We start from the raw sequence: 13,160 nt of genomic DNA, 5'->3' as shown, positions 1-13,160 counted from the left end.
CAGGCCTCTACGCGCATGGCCGAGCCTGGCCCGTCCATGCCCTCCTTTTGCCCCGACGAAAGTTCAATTTGTGCGACGTCTACTAGCAATTCTTATCCCCGGCCTCTTGCTGATGACCGCATGCGGCGGAAGCCCGGCACCAACAGCAACCCCGGAGCCCACCAGTCAGTCCGCCGGCGAAGTCGCCAAGCTGGATTCCCTTAAGGTCTCCGACAATGGAGACAAGAAGGCACCCGGCCTGGAATTCAACAAGCCGCTGGACGTAACGCAGCCGACCATCAAAATGGTCAGCGACGGCACCGGCGACAAGGTGAAGGCCGGACAGGTGGCGCAGATCACCTACATTGCCGTCGATGGCAAGGACGGCAAGACCCTCGAAGACACTTTCCCGACAGGGTCCCAGCCCGTCGAACTGAACGACCAGCTCAAGACCGGCAGCGCTGTGCTCTACAACGCTCTGGTCGGTGCGAAGGTCGGCGCCGACATCGCTTTCGCCGTCCCGGGAACTCCTGCTTCGGCTGAAGCAGCGGCAACGTCATCCCAGCTGGTGGTCTTCAAGGTCACCGGCGTCAAGGACGCTGTCAAGCCCCTGGACAAGCCCGAGGGCGATACCGTTACCCCGCCCGCCGGCCTCCCCACGGTCAAGGTCGACGACAAGGGAATTCCGCAGATTTCCGTTGACGGCGCGAAGGCGCCGTCGGCCCTCGTCGCCCAGGACCTCATCAAGGGCAAGGGCGCGGTCGTCAAGGAAACGGACACCCTGACGGTCAACTACGTCGGCGTCACCTTGGCTGATGGCAAGAAGTTCGACTCCAGCTACGACAAGGGCCAAACCGCCAGCTTCGCGCTCAACGGCGTCATCAAGGGCTGGACGCAAGGCCTTGCCGGCAAGACGGTCGGCTCCCGCGTCCTCTTGGTCATTCCCAAGAGCCTCGCGTATGGCGACGGCGCCGCGGCCCAGGGCCAGCCCACAGGCGACCTCGTCTTCGTCGTGGACATCCTGGGCGCCCAGTAAGCATCCGCAAACCTCCATAACACCGTCCCTATCAAATTGAGGAGTACCCATGTCATTTGGTCAGCGCGATTACGACCGCACTAAGCCGGAGATCGACTTCCCGGAGGGCGACGTCCCGACGGAACTCGTTATCAAGGACATCATCGTTGGTGACGGCGCCGAGGCTCAGGCCGGCGACACCGTCTCCACCCACTACGTTGGCGTTGCTTGGTCCACCGGCGAGGAATTCGACGCGTCCTGGGGCCGCGGCGCACCGCTGGACTTCCGCGTGGGAGTCGGCCAGGTCATCCAGGGCTGGGACCAGGGCCTGCTTGGCATGAAGGTCGGCGGCCGCCGTCGCCTTGAAATCCCGTCCGAGCTTGCCTATGGCTCCCGTGGAGCGGGCGGGGCCATCAAGCCCAACGAAGCCCTCATCTTCGTGGTGGACCTCGTAGCAGTCCGCTAGGTTTCGCAGCATGGGAAGGCGCGTCTGCAGCCGGAGAAATCCCCCCCCCCCCCCCCCCCCCCCCCCTTCCGCCTTTGCCGGAGGAATTTAGTAACGTAGCAGGCGTGCCCGCATCACGTACCGAACGACTCCTGAACCTGCTGATCGCCCTTCTGAACACGAAATACGGGCTGTCACGGGCCGTTCTCAGGCAGCAGGTCTATCACGATTCCGGCGAGAGCGACGTCGCGTTCGGACGCATGTTTGAGCGGGACAAGGCGGAGCTGAAGCGGTTTGGCTTCGACATCGAAACGCTCCTTGACCACGGTTTCGGCTCGGACGATCCCGCTTCGACCCGATACCGGATCGGCAAGGAGTCCAATCGATTGCCGTACGTGCACCTGACGCCGGCCGAGGGTACGGTTTTGCTTCTGGCCGCGCAGCTGTGGGAACGCGCGGCGCTTGGCTCTGCCGCCGCAAGCGCGCTACGTAAGCTGCAGGCTTCCGGCGACCTTGCCGACGTCGAACTCCCCGCCGGAGTCCAACCGCGCATCAAGCCCGCCGGCCAGGCTTTTGACGACATCATCGTGGCCATGAACGGCCGGCACCCTGTGAGTTTTGGCTACCGTGCCGCGAGTACCGGCAAAGACGAACGCCGGATGGTAGAGCCCTGGGGCCTCGGGAGCCGGTTCGGCCAGTGGTACCTGGTGGGCTACGACAGGGGCCGGAAAGCGAAACGGTTTTTCAGGCTGTCCCGGATGACGAGCGATGTTCACGTTGAGACGGCGTATCACTGCGAAATCCCCCCAGGGTTTGATACCCGTGCCGAACTGGACGGCCTCAATGAACTTCCCTTGCAGGAGGCCCAACTCGACGTCGCCGAAGGCCGTCTGCTGGGTCTTCGCAAGCGCGCGGTGGGTGTCGGCGGAGCCGGAGGCGTCAGTGGCTCCCGGATGGGAAGGGACCGCCTCTCCGTGCCGTACCGGGACAGCGAACTGCTCGCCGAAGAACTGGCCTCCTACGGTCCCCACGTGCTCGTGGAGGGACCTCCCGAGCTGCGCGACGCCGTGATCCGTCGCCTTGAGGCTGCCGCCGCGTTCGCCTCGGGCCCCGCCGTCGAGGTCCGCTTCGAAGACGCCGGACCGGCACCGCGGGCGCGTAAGCGGACCTCGGAAGACCAGCTCAACCGCATGCTCCAGCTGGTCCCCTTCCTTGTCCATAACCAGGGCCTGCCCATCCAGGAAGTGGCGGACCGTTTCGGTGTCACCCGCGAGGAACTAGTCGAGGACCTGAAGATCCTGATTTGCTCCGGCCGCCCCGAAGGCTATCCGGATGACTTGTTCGATATCGATTGGGAAAACGAGCACGTCTACATCCGCGAGCACCTCGACCTCAACCGGCCCATCGGCTTCAGTGTTGATGAGGCTTCCGCCCTGCTGACGGGCTTGGCGACCCTGGGCGGGCTTCCCGCCCAAGCCGGAATGTCGGAGGACGAGCAAAGCGGAGCCCTGCAGTCAGTAACACTGAAGCTCACCGGCGCGGCAGGGGAGGCCGGCCGTTTGGCGGCGGCAGTCGCTGGCCCGCCCGTCGCCCCGGCCGACTCCGGCGCGTTCGACACCATCACCCGCGCGATCCAGGAAGGCCGCCAATTGCGGCTTCGCTACCTGTCGCAGCAGCACGACTCCGTGTCCCAACGGGACGTCGACCCTTTCCGGCTTTATTCCTTGGACAACACCTGGTACTTCGAGGCGTACTGCCACAGCAAAGCCGGGCTGCGGAACTTCCGCCTGGACCGCATCGAGGAGATCGCGCCCAACGGCCGTTCCGTTTCCAAGAGCGCAAGCACCGAGGAGGGCGTCCCGGTGAAGCTGTACACACCGAACGACGACGACGTGGTGGTCGTGCTCCAGCTGACCCGGCAAGGCGCGGGGCTGGCGGATGACTATTATGCGGAACGGACGGCCGTGCTTCCCGACGGCGGCTTGCTTGCCGAGGTCCGGTTCGGAAATGCGGACTGGTTGCCGATGTTTGTCGCACAGCACGGCGGTGCGGCCCGCATACTGGCGCCAGAGGGGCTTGCCGACGCCTCGGTCGCCTGGCTGGCTGCCGCACTTGCGCAGTACAAGCAATGAAGGCTGGTTAGACTACTCAGATGCCTTGGTGGTCCTGGATCCTTTTATGGCTCGCGCTGATCGCGGTGTCGCTGCTTTGCTACGTCCTGTTGGGCGTCCGGCTTTTCCGGAAGTTCATGGCCACGGTGCGTGAATTGAGTGCCGCAGGCGAGCGGCTGGGGCACCGCACGCACCTTCCCGAACGCCCCGACGACGACGGCGAGTCTCCAGTGAAAGTGTTCGGTGCGGCCGTTTTTGCCTCACCGGAACAGATGCGTCATGATTACGTGACGGCCAAGGCCTCCCGCCAGGAAGTGCGTCGCCAGAAGCGCGTTAAGCGCAAAGCGGAACGGGGCCAACCCCAGTCTCTGCACGACATCGATTTCAGTTAGACGTAGGATGTATTCCAACGAAAGGACTTCCCGTGGGACGACTATTTGATGGCCCTTGGCCAATTGTCATTATCATCATCGTGGCCCTGCTGCTCTTCGCGGCACCCAAGCTGCCTGCCATGGCCCGCAGCCTCGGCCAATCGATGCGCATCATCAGATCCGAAGTCAAGGAAATGAAGAACGACGGCAAGCCGGCGGCCAAGGACGACACGGACCCCGTTGAAGGCAAAGTGGTCAACCACCCCGAAGCGAACAAGAGCGGCAACGACACCGACGTTCCGCCTGCAAGCCGTAGCTAAGCAGTAGTGGCAACGAAGACGGGCCGCAAAGCCAACCCCGAAGGGCGGATGGCGCTCCTAGACCACCTGAGGGAGCTTAAGAACCGGCTGATCAAGTCTGCCATCGGCATTCTCCTAGGCGCCGTGGCAGGGTGGTTCCTCTATGAGCCGGTAGTCAACAGCCTGTCGGATCCATTGGTCAAGATCGCGCAGGAGACCAAACGCACCGCGGTCCTGAACTTCGCTAGCGTGGCCGATCCCTTCGACTTCAAGCTCCGCATTGCTATCCAGATCGGCCTGGTACTCTCAAGCCCTATCTGGATCTACCAGGTCTGGGCATTCATCACTCCCGGCCTGACCAAGAAGGAACGCCGGTACACGCTCGGGTACATGGCCGCCGCTGTGCCATTGTTCCTGGTTGGCGTGTACGTCGCCTGGCTGGTGATTCCGAACGTCGTGCGGGCACTGCTGCAGTTCACTCCACAAAACGGTGCCAACAACATCGACGCTTCCCAGTACTTGACGTTCGCTACGCACATGCTTCTTTTCCTGGGTATCGCCTTCCTGGTACCGGTGGTGCTGGTGGGCGTCAACATGGCGGGCGTCTTGAGCGGCAGGACCATCCTCAAGGCCTGGCGCATCACGGTCTTTCTCGTGTTTGTCCTGGCAGCGGTTGCCGCGCCCGGTGCTGACGCGCTGTCAATGTTCATGCTTGCCGGCCCGCTCCTGGTGCTGTTCTTCGCCGCGATTGGTCTCTGCATGCTGAACGACAAACGTCGCGCCCGCCAGCAGTCGAAGATTGCCGCCGAGACGGAAGCCACGGCCGACCTCGCCACACCCGCCTCCGATCTGGAGAACCTGTAGTCCCACGGCCACTAGGCTTGAAGCATGTCCTCCAATTCAGGGGCCCTTTCGCCCTCAGAAGCCTTTCAAGCAGCAGCGCAACGGAGTGCCGAGTCGAAAACTTATCTTGGCACCTTTGCCCAGTCGCTGGAGTTCGAGCTTGACCCTTTCCAGCGTGACGCGTGCCGTTCGCTCCAGGAAGGCAAGGGAGTACTCGTAGCGGCGCCCACGGGGGCCGGGAAGACAATCGTCGGCGAGTTCGCCATCTACTTGGCCCTCGAACGCGGGCTCAAGGCGTTCTACACGACGCCGATCAAAGCGCTGAGCAACCAGAAGTTCTCCGAGCTATCGGCGAAGTACGGTGCCTCAAGCGTGGGACTGCTGACCGGCGACACCACCATCAACGGCGAGGCTCCGATCGTGGTGATGACCACTGAAGTCCTGAGGAACATGCTGTATGCCGATTCGGACACCTTGGGGGACCTTGGCTACGTCGTGATGGATGAGGTGCACTACCTGGCAGACCGCTTCCGCGGCGCAGTCTGGGAAGAAGTGATCATCCACCTACCCAGCGAAGTGCAAGTGGTTTCCTTGAGCGCCACGGTGTCCAACGCGGAAGAGTTCGGCGCGTGGCTGGACACGGTGCGCGGACACACCGACGTGATTGTCTCCGAACACCGTCCCGTCCCCTTGTGGCAGCACGTCATGGTGGGGCGTGAGATCGTTGATCTCTTCGCGGGGGATACCACCTTTGACGAGATCGCTCCGGAGGCAGCAGACGGCGAAGGATCCGTGCCGGAGCCAGTGCGGGAGCCCGACAGGAATCCCCCGCAAAGGGAATTCGAGGTCAACCCGGAGTTACTTTCCATGGCACGGGCGGAAAGCCAGATGAACTTCCGCGGCCGCTTTGGCCATGGCGGACGCAGCCGCCGGCGGCAGGACCGCCAGCGTGACAACACAGCCAGTGAGCAGCGCAGCCCGGTGCGCAAGGCCAGCCGGCCCCAGATCATTGCGAGCCTGGACCGTCAAGGACTGCTTCCGGCCATTACCTTCATCTTCTCCCGCGCCGGTTGCGACGGAGCTGTTGCGCAGTGTGCCGCGGCCGGGCTGTGGCTCACGACCGAGCGCGAACAGCAGATCATTGCGTCCCGGGTGGACGAGGCGAGCCGGGAGATTCCCGCCGACGACCTCGATGTCCTGGGCTTTTGGAGTTGGCGCGACGGGCTGCTCCGCGGGCTCGCGGCGCACCACGCCGGTTTGCTGCCGACCTTCAAGGAAGTCGTCGAGAAACTCTTCGCCGATGGCCTGGTCAAAGCCGTTTTCGCCACGGAGACCCTCGCCCTGGGCGTCAACATGCCCGCACGCTGTGTCGTCCTGGAGAAGCTCGACAAGTTCAACGGCGAAGCCCACGTCAACATCACCGCGGGGGAGTACACCCAGTTGACCGGCCGGGCGGGACGGCGCGGAATCGACGTCGAAGGCCACGCAGTGGTGCTTTGGCAACCGGGTACGGATCCTGCTGCCGTCGCTGGCCTCGCTTCGCGGCGCACCTATCCGCTCAACTCAAGCTTCCGCCCTACCTACAACATGAGCATCAACCTGATTGCCCAGTTCGGGCGGCCCCGGGCACGGCAGATCCTCGAATCGTCGTTCGCCCAGTTCCAGGCGGACCGTTCAGTCGTCGGGCTGGCCCGGCAGGTGCGAAGCCGTGAAGAGTCCCTGGCCGGCTATGCCGAATCCATGAAGTGCCACCTCGGCGATTTCACCGAGTACGCCAAGCTCAGGCGGGATCTCAGCGAGGCAGAACAATTCGCCTCGAGGAGCACCTCGCGGGCCCGCAAGTCGCTGACCGTTGACTCCCTGAGCCGGCTCATGCCCGGCGACATCGTCAAGGTTCCGGGCGGACGCACGCCGGGTTACGCCGTCGTGCTCAATGCCGATCCGAACTCGCGCGAACCTCGGCCCGCGGTCCTGACGGAAGACAACCAGCTTCACAGGATCGGTGCCCACGAAGTCGAAGGGCCGGTTGATCCCGTGTCCTGGATCCGGATTCCCAAGGCGTTCAACGCCAAGCTGCCCAAATCCCGCCGTGATCTGGCATCCGCCATGCGGAATGCCGTGCGGGAGGGGCGTCCGCCGGCCCGCGGCACGAACCGGAGCGAGGACTTCGGGCGCGCCCGCTACATGCCGGACCAGGAAAAGAAGATCGCAGACCTTCGCCGGGCACTGCGAGCCCATCCGTGCCACGGCTGCAGCGAGCGTGAGGACCATGCCCGTTGGGCCGAACGCTGGTGGAAACTGCGGCATGAAACCGATGGGCTCATCCGGCAGATCCAGGGCCGTACCAATACGATCGCGAAGACATTTGACCGGGTCTGCGATGTCCTCGCCGTTTACGGTTACCTCCAGACGTCCGACGCCGGCCATGTCACCATCAGCGCGGACGGCCAGCGCCTGCGCCGCATCTACGGCGAAAAAGACCTACTGATCTCCCAATCCATCCGCCAAGGGGCCATCAAGGACCTCGATGGCGCCGAACTGGCTGCGCTGGCCAGCACGATGGTCTACCAAGCCAAGCGCGACGATCGCGGCCTGCGACCCAAAATGCCGTCCGTATCCCTCGAAACGTCCGTGGACATCGTGGTCCGGGAGTGGTCTGCGTTGGAGGACGTCGAGGACAAGAACAGGCTCCCGCTCACCGCCGAACCGGAGCTGGGACTTGTCTGGCCCATCTTCAAGTGGGCGAAGGGCCGCCATCTCCAGGAGGTCCTCAGCGGCACCGACCTCGCTGCAGGCGACTTTGTGCGCTGGGCGAAGCAGGTCATCGACCTGCTGGACCAGATGGCGAAGATTCCAGGGCTCGAACGGCGCCAAACCAAGATGTGCCGCGAAGCGATCGATCTGGTCCGGCGCGGCGTCGTCGCCTACTCCAACGTCTCCTGACACACCACAGATTCCCAGCAAGGAGCATATCCATGACTCATCCAGGCGTGCCCGCCGAAACCCGGCCCCGCAAGGTCACGATGTACCGGAACGGCTCCGTCTACACAGCCGCTGATCCCTTCGCGACGGCAATGCTGGTTGACGGTGACACTGTTGCCTGGGTTGGCTCTGAGCAGGCTGCAACATCGATTGCCGACTCATCGATGGAGGTGATCGATCTCCGGGGAGCCTTGCTGGCGCCCGGTTTCGTAGACTCCCACATGCACCTCACGGAGACCGGAATTGCTTCCGATTCCCTCCACCTGGCCGGGGTCCGCTCGGCGCGGGAGCTGCTCGACGCCGTCGCCCTGGCCGCCAAGGCACTCGGTACCAGCGGCGTCGTGCTTGGCCACGGTTGGGACGAGTCGGTGTGGTACGAAAAGACGCTGCCCACGCCCGAGGAGCTCGACCGCGCGGCGGGCGGGCGCAAGGTGTACCTGGCGCGCGTAGATGCGCACTCGGCTCTTGCCTCATCCGCCTTGGCATCCGCGGCCGGGCTGGACGGCCTCGATGGCTACGACGGTTCGGCGCACGTCCTGAGGGCCGCCCACGCCGCGGCCCGGCTGGTCGCCAGGCAGTTCCCCGACTCCGAGCGCCGCCGATACCAGGAACTGGCCCTGCGCGAGGCTGCGGCCCACGGCTATGTCGCCTTGGCCGAGATGGCGGCCCCGCACATTTGCAGCGTCGACGACCTTCGGATGTCTGCGTCGTGGAACTCTGCGTCGTGGAAGGAGGGCAGCGCGGGCGTGCCCGGGATCCTTCCCTATTGGGGCGAACTCGCCACATCGGCCGAGCACGCCTCTGCCATCCTGGAAGGCTTGGGCGTGCCCGTCCTTGGCCTGGCGGGGGACTTGAACATCGACGGTTCCGTCGGTTCGAGAACGGCTGCCCTCAGCGCAGACTACGCCGACGCTCCAGGCCACCGTGGAAGCCTCTACGTCTCCGTCGACGAAGCCGCCGGCCACATTGCGGCCTGTTCAGCGCTCGGTATCCAGGCAGGCTTCCACGTCATTGGCGACGCAGGACTGAAGACGGCGCTGGACGCTTTTGACGTTGCCGCATCGGAGGTGGGGGAGCAGCGGGTCCGTGCCGCCGCGCACCGTCTTGAGCATGTGGAAATGGCCGATGCCAGCGATCTCGCCCGGCTTGCGAAATATTCGATCACAGTGAGCGCACAGCCCGCCTTCGATGCCACCTGGGGCGGGGCGGGAAAACTGTACGAGCAGCGCCTGGGGGCGCGAAGCGTGGCCATGAACCCCTTCGCTTCGTATTACTCCACTGGCGTGCCGGTGTGCTTCGGAAGCGATAGCCCGGTCACCCCGTTGCGCCCATGGTCCAGCGTCAGGGCATGCTTGGAACACAGCAATCCGGATCAGCGCATTTCGGCGCGGGCAGCGTTCCTCGGACACACCCGGGCCGGTTGGCGGGCAGGCAAAGAGCGCAATCCGCTGATGGGACAGTTGGTTCCCGGGGCACCTGCGAGTTTTGCGGTGTGGGAAGTCGAAGAGCTGATGGTGCAGGTGGCCGACGACCGCGTCCAGTCCTGGTCTACCGATCCACGTGCACGGACGCCTCTCCTCCCCGCGCTGGACAGCGGTAGCGATCCCGCTTGCCTGCAGACCGTACGCGAAGGCCAGGAGATCTTCGCGAGCGAAATTTTGCGGTCATAGTTGCAGATAGCTTTGCTGGTCCTGGGGGCCCTGACCTGCATGTATAGATAAAGCCCCAGCTCAGGCGGCGCTTGACAGGATTTGTGAAGTCCGTAGCATTTAGGGTCAACAGGCTTCCACAGGAAATACCTGGTTGTCTGGCCGCGGTGGGGTCCGCTGCCAAAAACAGTCAACGGACCCGTTTTCCAAGACCGTGGCACTCGTAGTGGGCAGGTCCACTGCGCCGCAGAAAACGGTTCGGCCTCGAGTTCAACACGCGTGCCGGCACTGGACCTGCGCTAGTGGGCCTGCCCGCGGCCAAGTGCGACCCATGTGGCGGACGCCACAGGTGTCCCCAGGTACGTTAAGTTGTCGTTCTATAATGGAGAGTTGCGCCTGAATGCCAGCCACGCTGCTGCTCCGGCCCACTGACCGCTCCATCAAGGAAAGGCCTCTTCTTGCGTGTCCTGACGATCATCCCCACGTACAACGAGCTGGAATCGCTACCCAAGACCCTCGGACGGCTGCGCGCGGCTGTGCCCGCCTCAGACGTCCTGGTTGTCGACGACAACAGCCCTGACGGCACGGGACAGCTAGCCGACAGCATCGCCGCCGAGGACGGCCAGGTCCATGTCCTACACCGCAAGGGCAAGGAAGGCCTCGGAGCCGCGTATATCGCCGGATTCAAATGGGGCATGGCCGCCGGATACGACGTCCTTGTCGAGATGGACGCCGATGGTTCGCACCAGCCCGAGCAGCTGCCGTTGCTGCTTGACGCGATCAACGACGGCGCCGACCTTGCGATGGGCTCACGCTGGGTTCCCGGTGGCGGCACGGTGAACTGGCCGTTCTACCGTCAAGCGATTTCACGCACGGGGAGCACCTACGCCCGGCTCATGCTTGGCTTGAAGATCAAGGACATCACCGGCGGCTACCGCGCGTTCCGGCGCAGCACGCTAGAGGCGCTCAAGCTGGACCAGGTCGAATCGGTTGGCTACGGTTTCCAGGTGGATCTGGCGTGGCGGGTCGCCAAGCTCGGCCTGAAGATCGTCGAATGCCCCATCACATTTGTTGAGCGCGAGCTTGGTGCCTCCAAGATGAGCGGCAATATAGTTGTTGAGGCCATGATCAACGTCACCAAGTGGGGGCTCGCCTCCCGGTGGGCCGCGCTGACCCGGAAGAAGACCCCGGTCTCAAAGTAGCTTTAACAGACAAGGCCGGTTCCGCACTCTCTGAAGAGTGCGGAACCGGCCTTTTCCGCAGTCCGGCGCTATTTGACCAGGTTCGGCCACCGCTTGGACGTCAGTGCTTTGTTGCCGCGCTTGCGAGCGATGGAGGTTCGGCCCAGCCAACTCCGGCCCCGGGGCGGCCTCGCTTCGGGAAGGGCTGGCGCGGAGATTCCGGATGCCGGTCCGGGTGCTGCCGGCTGGCCCGGGCACAGGTCCGTGATCAGTCCCATTCCCGCGCATGCCCGCACTTCGCGGATTCCCACCACTGCGGCGCGTTTTGTCTCAAAATCCTTCGAGACCGCCATGACGGTCCCGTCCGCTGCCTTAAGCCGGAACCTGTAGCGTTCCCGGGCATCGACAAATAGTTCAAACTTTCCTGCCACGCTGACCTCCCCAATAGAGACATATCGTCCTTCTAACGACCGTACCCGCCGGTCACCTCAAAACAAAGCACCCTTAGCGTTTAGCCCCATGCGCCGCGCAGATCCCGGATTCCGCAGGCATGTGGTTGCCGGATGGGGCGCCGACGTGTAGTTTTGGCGATGCAAAGTAAGCTTAGTAATACCCGCCACCGCCGGGTCCGCGGTTCAGCAGGAGGTACACCAGTGGGTATCGGATCATCCATCTTCCTTATTGCGATAGGCGCCATTCTGGCCTTCGCGATCCCCGGAGATGTCGTGTCATTCATCGACCTCCATATGGTCGGCTACATCCTTATGGTCGTCGGCGTCATCGGCTTGATCGTTTCCCTCTTCGTGTTCGGCCCGCGCCGGACCCGTCGAATCAGCGAAAGCCGCGCCACAGTAGACCCCGTCACGGGGGACCGCATCGTGACCCGGGACACCCGCGACGGCGGAATCTAGCAACAGCAGGAACGAAGGGGAGGGTCGGCGTGCCGGCCCTCCCCTTTTCCATGTGCCCGGACGGCGATCAAACCCATTGTTGCCGCGTCCTCAGACCAAGCGCCGGTTCCTAACCGCCGTTTCCCTTGCCGTTGCCTTTGTGGCGCCCCGGCGGCACCGGTGCTACAGGAGCCGGAGCAACCGGCGTCGATATCTCAACGCTCGGTGAAGGCGTCGGCGTGGGGGTGCTGGGCGTGGGCGTTGCCGAGACTGACGGGTCCGGTGCGGCGGGCGCAGGCGGCTGGAAGGCACTCACACCAACAATCACCAGTGCGGTGGTAAGAAGTGCCGCACCGACGGCCCACGCCTTTCGGCGCGCTCGGATTACGGGCTTCCCCCGCCCCGCCATTGCCGCGGGCTGCACCCGCATCTGGACGGTGGCCTTCGCGGTGCGGGGCGGGCGATCGGGCATGCGGGGAAGGGTCTGCGTGGCTCCATTCGGGGCAACGGGCGTTGGCGCGGGAACGCCGGAACTGAAGGCATCCCGCAGTGCTTGCTCAACCTCCAGTGCGCCGGGCCGGGCGGAGGGCTCAGTCGATGTCATGGCGGTGAGGAGGTCAACCCACCGCGTCCCGAGGGCCTCCGGCACACGGGGCGGCCGGTGGAGCCGCGCAACGGCCGACTCCACGCTGGTTCCCGGGTACTCGAGCTTTCCGGTCAGGCATTCGAGGAGGAGAAGGCCGAGGGAGTAGATATCGCTGGCCGGTCCGAGGGCAGAGCCGGTGGCCTGTTCCGGACTCAAGTACGCGGCGGTTCCCACCATGGTCCCCGTTGCCGTCAGGCGCGTTCCCTCGATGATGCGGGCGATTCCGAAGTCGGTGAGCTTGGGCCGGATGGGTGACCCTACCGGGGCTTCAGGCAGGAGGACATTCGCAGGTTTGATATCGCGGTGGATGATCCCGCGCCCATGGACGTATTCCAGGGCCGACGCCAGATCCGCTCCTATGTGGGCTACGTCTTGGGTCGTCAGCGGCCGGTCCCGCAATCTGGAATACAGATCCGGACCATGAATCAGTTCCATAGTGAGGAATGTCCGGGCATGCTCCGGGTCCCGATGGTCGGTACCGGCATCGAAGAGAGTCACGAGTGACGGATGGTTGAATGTCGCCAGGAGCCGCATCTCGTTTTCATGCCGGGCAAGCTCGTCCGGCCCTCCGAGCTGGGGAGCAAAGAGCTTTAGCGCCACGTCGCGGCCTAGCCTCTCGTCCTGTGCCCGGTACACCGACGCAGTCGCGCCGCGGCCGATCAGGGTTCCCAGCCTGTACCGACCCGCAATAAGAGCATCGCTGTCTCCAGTGATAGGGCCATCCGGCACGGGTTTACCTCGCATTCTTC

The 13,160-nt window shown here is 64.1% G+C and carries 12 protein-coding genes; 10 read left to right on the top strand and 2 right to left on the bottom strand.

Going from position 1 to position 13,160, the window contains the following annotated elements; genetic code table 11:
• The first annotated feature begins 70 nt into the window (after positions 1 to 70).
• The 9 genes from AC3WJM_RS01145 (at position 71) to AC3WJM_RS01105 (ending at position 10,896) form a co-directional block, all read left to right on the top strand.
• On the top strand, positions 71 to 1,015 hold the full coding sequence (locus AC3WJM_RS01145) for an FKBP-type peptidyl-prolyl cis-trans isomerase (protein ID WP_306959697.1): 945 nt from the start codon (positions 71 to 73) through the stop codon (positions 1,013 to 1,015).
• Between the two features lie 49 nt (positions 1,016 to 1,064).
• Positions 1,065 to 1,460, top strand: coding sequence for an FKBP-type peptidyl-prolyl cis-trans isomerase (locus AC3WJM_RS01140; RefSeq protein WP_059389230.1), 396 nt, complete (start codon positions 1,065 to 1,067; stop codon positions 1,458 to 1,460).
• A gap of 104 nt (positions 1,461 to 1,564) precedes the next feature.
• A complete protein-coding gene (locus AC3WJM_RS01135) occupies positions 1,565 to 3,571 on the top strand; it encodes a helix-turn-helix transcriptional regulator (RefSeq protein ID WP_492271032.1) in 2,007 nt (668 codons plus the stop codon).
• 20 nt (positions 3,572 to 3,591) lie between these two features.
• The gene (locus AC3WJM_RS01130; protein WP_059389228.1) at positions 3,592 to 3,942 is read left to right on the top strand and encodes a hypothetical protein; all 351 of its coding nucleotides are present in this window, start codon (positions 3,592 to 3,594) and stop codon (positions 3,940 to 3,942) included.
• A gap of 32 nt (positions 3,943 to 3,974) precedes the next feature.
• The gene (gene tatA / locus AC3WJM_RS01125; protein ID WP_059389227.1) at positions 3,975 to 4,241 is read left to right on the top strand and encodes a Sec-independent protein translocase subunit TatA; all 267 of its coding nucleotides are present in this window, start codon (positions 3,975 to 3,977) and stop codon (positions 4,239 to 4,241) included.
• Positions 4,242 to 4,289: 48 nt separating this feature from the next.
• A complete protein-coding gene (gene tatC / locus AC3WJM_RS01120) occupies positions 4,290 to 5,084 on the top strand; it encodes a twin-arginine translocase subunit TatC (RefSeq protein ID WP_059389226.1) in 795 nt (264 codons plus the stop codon).
• 24 nt (positions 5,085 to 5,108) lie between these two features.
• The gene (locus AC3WJM_RS01115; RefSeq protein ID WP_492259000.1) at positions 5,109 to 8,006 is read left to right on the top strand and encodes a DEAD/DEAH box helicase; all 2,898 of its coding nucleotides are present in this window, start codon (positions 5,109 to 5,111) and stop codon (positions 8,004 to 8,006) included.
• A gap of 32 nt (positions 8,007 to 8,038) precedes the next feature.
• Positions 8,039 to 9,715: an amidohydrolase gene (locus tag AC3WJM_RS01110; RefSeq protein WP_492271031.1), complete on the top strand. Its 1,677-nt coding sequence runs from the start codon at positions 8,039 to 8,041 to the stop codon at positions 9,713 to 9,715.
• A 437-nt stretch (positions 9,716 to 10,152) separates the two neighbouring features.
• Entirely contained in the window at positions 10,153 to 10,896 is a 744-nt protein-coding gene (locus tag AC3WJM_RS01105) for a polyprenol monophosphomannose synthase (protein ID WP_059389224.1), read from the top strand.
• Positions 10,897 to 10,964: 68 nt separating this feature from the next.
• Here AC3WJM_RS01105 and AC3WJM_RS01100 read toward each other — a convergent pair whose 3' ends face one another.
• A complete protein-coding gene (locus tag AC3WJM_RS01100; RefSeq protein WP_307053961.1) occupies positions 10,965 to 11,306 on the bottom strand; it encodes a YegP family protein in 342 nt (113 codons plus the stop codon).
• 222 nt (positions 11,307 to 11,528) lie between these two features.
• Between AC3WJM_RS01100 and AC3WJM_RS01095 the strand changes: the two genes are divergently transcribed.
• Positions 11,529 to 11,786, top strand: a complete 258-nt coding sequence (locus AC3WJM_RS01095) for a DUF6458 family protein (protein ID WP_078107972.1) — start codon at positions 11,529 to 11,531, stop codon at positions 11,784 to 11,786.
• Between the two features lie 109 nt (positions 11,787 to 11,895).
• On the opposite strand, the gene AC3WJM_RS01090 is transcribed toward AC3WJM_RS01095, so the two are convergent.
• Positions 11,896 to 13,140, bottom strand: a complete 1,245-nt coding sequence (locus AC3WJM_RS01090) for a serine/threonine-protein kinase (protein ID WP_307053962.1) — start codon at positions 13,138 to 13,140, stop codon at positions 11,896 to 11,898.
• Between the last annotated feature and the right edge of the window lie 20 nt (positions 13,141 to 13,160).

This window comes from Arthrobacter sp. FW306-1B-G06A, from assembly GCF_058781765.1.
Note: the sequence above shows the minus strand (reverse complement) of the source record. Positions and strands in the feature narration are given on the sequence as shown.

What these genes read in the sequence shown, in the direction of transcription:
- AC3WJM_RS01130 (WP_059389228.1), top strand. Translation starts at nt 3,592, where the DNA reads ATGCCTTGGTGGTCCTGGATCCTTTTATGGCTCGCGCTGATCGCGGTG.
- AC3WJM_RS01115 (WP_492259000.1), top strand. Translation starts at nt 5,109, where the DNA reads ATGTCCTCCAATTCAGGGGCCCTTTCGCCCTCAGAAGCCTTTCAAGCA.
- AC3WJM_RS01110 (WP_492271031.1), top strand. Translation starts at nt 8,039, where the DNA reads ATGACTCATCCAGGCGTGCCCGCCGAAACCCGGCCCCGCAAGGTCACG.
- tatC (WP_059389226.1), top strand. Translation starts at nt 4,290, where the DNA reads ATGGCGCTCCTAGACCACCTGAGGGAGCTTAAGAACCGGCTGATCAAG.
- AC3WJM_RS01140 (WP_059389230.1), top strand. Translation starts at nt 1,065, where the DNA reads ATGTCATTTGGTCAGCGCGATTACGACCGCACTAAGCCGGAGATCGAC.